General features: G+C 65.2%; 3 protein-coding genes and 1 tRNA gene. 3 read left to right on the forward strand and 1 reads right to left on the reverse strand.

The features are described 5' to 3' along the window. The first annotated feature begins 380 nt into the window (after window positions 1-380). Window positions 381-734 carry a BA14K family protein gene (locus VW23_RS03420; RefSeq protein WP_069908192.1) on the forward strand — a complete coding sequence of 118 codons (354 nt, stop codon included), beginning with the start codon at window positions 381-383 and terminating at the stop codon, window positions 732-734. A gap of 43 nt (window positions 735-777) precedes the next feature. On the opposite strand, the gene VW23_RS03425 is transcribed toward VW23_RS03420, so the two are convergent. Continuing rightward, window positions 778-851: transfer RNA gene (locus tag VW23_RS03425), tRNA-Gln, on the reverse strand. A 264-nt stretch (window positions 852-1,115) separates the two neighbouring features. On the opposite strand from VW23_RS03425, the gene VW23_RS03430 reads away from it, so the two are divergent. After that, on the forward strand, window positions 1,116-2,297 hold the full coding sequence (locus VW23_RS03430; RefSeq protein ID WP_244513355.1) for a Ppx/GppA phosphatase family protein: 1,182 nt from the start codon (window positions 1,116-1,118) through the stop codon (window positions 2,295-2,297). Further along, window positions 2,297-3,010 carry an RlmE family RNA methyltransferase gene (locus tag VW23_RS03435; RefSeq protein ID WP_069908194.1) on the forward strand — a complete coding sequence of 238 codons (714 nt, stop codon included), beginning with the start codon at window positions 2,297-2,299 and terminating at the stop codon, window positions 3,008-3,010. The genes VW23_RS03430 and VW23_RS03435 overlap by 1 nt, the downstream gene beginning before the upstream one ends. Window positions 3,011-3,400 lie beyond the last annotated feature (390 nt).

Genomic DNA, 3,400 nt, shown 5'->3' on the forward strand with positions numbered 1-3,400 from the left:
GCACCGGTGGTGCCGGTTTCGGCGGCTCAGGCGGCTCAGGCGGTGCCGGCGGCAAGGCTGGAGCCGGCGGTTTCCTGTGATCGCCATCATTATTTCCCGCCGCTCCCCGGCGCACCTTCTGCCCCACGCCGGGGGGAGGGCTAGGCTTATCCTGAACTGACTGGAAACCGCCGCTCGCTTCGATAACCGATCGAGCATGCGCCGCCCCCAGCGCGCCCGGCGGGGGTTGGACGTTGGCCGCACCACGCCAATTACACGCTAATCTTCCAGAGGCTTACAGGGTTTCGGCAACGGAGGGCTGCCATGCTGACCTGATCCGGACGCCTCACGCCTCACGCACCAAGCGCTTTCCCGGAGCGCCACGCGTGAGGAGACGTCACATGCGAAATTCCGCTTGGCCCTGCATCTCGGCTCTCGTCGCCAGCCTGTCGTTCGGTACTCCGGCCACGGCCCAGTACTGGAACAACGACTACAACTACGGCTGGCCCGCCAACCCCAACAACCCGAACTTCGACCCAGCCGCCGCGGCCATCAATGCGCTCAACACCTCGTTCCCACGCCGGCGAGGCTATTCCACCCCGATCGATTTCAGCCTGATCGACGCGATGGAGCGGGGCGACGTTCGCGCCTATTCCACCCACCGCACCCGCTGCGCCGCCCGCTTCGTCACCTACAGCGCTTCGACCGACACCTATGTCGGTAACGACGGCAGGCCAAAGCGCTGCAGGCTCTAGGCCCACAACAGTCGAAACATCGGCAGTATCAGAAGGAGAGGGCTGGCTGGGGAACCTGGATTCGAACCAAGATTGACGGAGTCAGAGTCCGCAGTTCTACCATTGAACTATTCCCCAAGCGCTGAGCCTGGATGCTGTCCGGCGGAACCGTCAGCATTCGGTGCGCCTTCTAGCGGCAATCGATCGTCTGATCAACACCCCTTTTGCGGCATTCTTCAGCCTTCACGCTCCGGCCGCGCCCGTTCAAGTTTGCGGCAGATTCAGGGCGTTGCGTTAGGGGGGATCATCCACTACCCTCAACGGTGACACTGAAATATGCCCGTGTCGGGCGCCCACGGCTTCGGCCGGCTGCCGGCGACTGCGCGGGGAAATGGAGCAAGGTTGACCGATCAAGATCGGTCCGCCGCCGCAGCCGGGGCCGAGAGCCTGGAGCGGCACCGTGACGGGCAGGGCCATAGCCCCGCCCAGACCACCGCGAATCCTGGGGGGCAACCTGGGTCTGGCGGAGCGGAGCGGCGGACGCACCCCGCAGGGAATCCCTCTTCGCGCCGGTCGCGAGGGCCGCTCTACGCGGCGCTCGATCTCGGCACCAACAATTGCCGCCTCCTGATCGCCCGGCCGCACGAGAACAGCTTTCGCGTGCTGGACGGTTTTACCCGCATCGTGCGCCTCGGCGAGGGCCTGTCGACCACCGGAAAGCTGTCCGATGCCGCCATGGACCGGACCATGGAGGCGCTGCGCCTCTGCCGCAACAAGCTGCGCGAGCACGAACCGACCCGCATGCGCCTCATTGCCACCGAGGCCTGCCGCTCGGCCTCGAACGGCGCCGAGTTCATCGCCCGGGTCGAACGCGAGCTCGGCCTCGTGCTCGAGATCGTCGACCGCCAGACCGAGGCATCGCTTGCGGTCACCGGCTGCGCCGACCTGATCGAGGAAGAATCGTCGGGCGCCCTGATGTTCGATATCGGCGGTGGGTCGTCCGAACTTGCCTGGCTGGATTTCCGCGGTGGCCGCCCGCGCCGGCAGGGTCGCATGTCCTCGTCCATCCGCTCCTGGCAGTCGCTGCCGGTTGGGGTCGTCTCGATCGCCGAAAAATTCGGCGGCGTGAACGTCACGCCCGAGACGTTCGAGGATATGGTGGCGTTCGTCGCCGGCCAGTTGCGCCAGTTTCGCGGCCGCGAAAAGCTGCGCCAGATGATCGCCGAGCACCCGGTGCACTTGATCGGCACCTCCGGCACTGTCACCACGCTGGCCGGGCTCCATCTCGGGCTCGAGCGCTACGAGCGCCAGAAGGTCGATGGCCTGTGGATGACCCGCGCCGATGTCGATGCCACCATGACGGCGCTGCTCGGCATGAGCTTTGACCGCCGCGTTGCCCATCCCTGCATCGGCAAGGACCGCGCCGATCTGGTGCTGCCGGGCTGTGCCATCTTCGAGGCGATCCGCCGCGAATGGCCGACTGAGCGGGTGCGCGTCGCCGACCGCGGGCTGCGCGAAGGTATTCTCATCTCGCTGATCGACGCCGACCGGGCTGATCGCGCCAATAGTCGCAGGAGTCGCTGATGGCCAAGGGAACAGGGCAGGGAGCCGGACGCAAATCGGCGACCGGTCTCAAGGTTCACGTAAAGACCGCCAAGGGCCGGAAGATCGGCTCGACGATCTGGCTGCAGCGCCAGCTCAACGACCCCTATGTCGCCAAGGCGCGGACCGAGGGGCTGCGGTCGCGTGCTGCCTACAAGATCAAGGAACTCGACGAGCGCTACCACCTGTTCAAGAAGGGCATGCGCGTCGTCGATCTCGGCGCGGCCCCCGGTGGCTGGTCGCTGGTGGCGGCGCCCATCGTCGGCACCACAGCGGATAAGCCGCTGATCGTCGGGATCGACTACCTCGAGATGGATGCGATCGAAGGCGTCATCCTGCTGCAGAAGGATTTTAACGACGAGGACGCTCCCCAGGCGCTGATCGATGCGCTGGGTGGGCACAAGGCCGATATCGTGATGTCGGACATGGCGGCGCCGACCACCGGCCACCGCGCCACCGACCATATCCGGATCATGCAGCTGGTTGAACTCGCGGCCGATTTCGCCGTCAAGGTCCTGGCGCCAGGCGGGACCTTCGTCGCCAAGGTGTTCCAGGGCGGCACCGAGCATGAGTTGCTGCACCTCCTGAAGCAGAATTTCGCCACCACCATCCACGCCAAGCCCAAGGCCAGCCGCGCCGATTCCGCCGAGACCTACCTACTGGCAAGGGGCTTCAAGGGCAACGCGCCGGAGTGAGGGCTTTCAGCGCCTATTCGCGAGCTTGCCAACGGCGGCACCTCAAAACGCGATATCATCCCGGCGAAGGCTCATGGCCGCTTTGGTTAGGGTCGTGCCCCAGCCACCGGGTCATTCCCGCGAAAGCGGGAACCTCTGTTTTCTTGGCCTGCCGCACGATCGCAAACGGAGGTCCCCGCTTTCGCGCACTAGTGTCCGGGATTTTTGTTTGTTTGGGGTGGTGCAAGGCAGGCACCGCCAGGTGATCTGGCATAAAATCGAGGTGCGAGACTTGATTTGGAGCCTGCCATGCCATTTGAGCCTAATGGTTTCCTGCGCTTTCTGCAGCCCCTCAATCGGCACTCGATCGATCGAGCAGTGGAACGTCACCAGGGCAATCGAGGGGTCGGC

The organism is Devosia insulae DS-56 (assembly GCF_000970465.2).
GTDB classification, from domain to species: domain Bacteria; phylum Pseudomonadota; class Alphaproteobacteria; order Rhizobiales; family Devosiaceae; genus Devosia_A; species Devosia_A insulae.